Raw genomic sequence first — 648 nt, forward strand, 5'->3', positions numbered from 1 at the left:
GGACCACCCGCTATGAATACGCCGACGACCTGCACCTGATCAGCCGTCGCCTCAACCCCGACGGCAGCGAACTGAAGTATCGCTACGACTCGGCGCGGCTGTTGCTGACTGAAATCGAAAACGAATCCGGCGAAAAATATCAGCTGGACTACACGCCTAACGGATTGATCCGACAGCAGATCGGCTTTGACGGCCAACGCACCGGCTACGCCTACGACCTCAACGGCCACCTGCTGGAGAAAACCGAGCACGGCGCGGACGGCGCCCAATGGGTCACCCGCTACCAGCGCGACGGCGCCGGGCGACTGCGGGTCAAGACCTTGCCCGACGGCCAGGCCATCGAATACCGCTACGACGGGCTCGGCCGGCTGGTCCACGTCAACGACGGCAGCGATCACCCGCTGGCCTTTGAATACGACGCCCAGGACCGGTTGATCGGCGAACACCAGGGCTGGGGCACCCTGCGTTATCGCTACGACGCCTGCGGGCGCCTCAACCACCTGCGCCTGCCGGACAACAGCCAACTCGACTACCACCACGCCCGGGGCGGCGCGCTGACGGCCATCGACCTGAACGGCTCGCGCCTCACCGAACACCAGCTTCATGGCGGGCGCGAACGCCAGCGCCGCCAAGGCCTGCTGCTCAGCC

Annotated in this window: 1 pseudogene; it reads left to right on the plus strand. The window is 65.9% G+C overall.

The features are described from left to right. A pseudogene (locus MA884_RS27785) lies at positions 1-648 on the plus strand (type IV secretion protein Rhs); the annotation flags it as partial.

Origin of the sequence: Pseudomonas sp. Q11 (assembly GCF_024494355.1) — a bacterium.
GTDB lineage: Bacteria > Pseudomonadota > Gammaproteobacteria > Pseudomonadales > Pseudomonadaceae > Aquipseudomonas > Aquipseudomonas hefeiensis.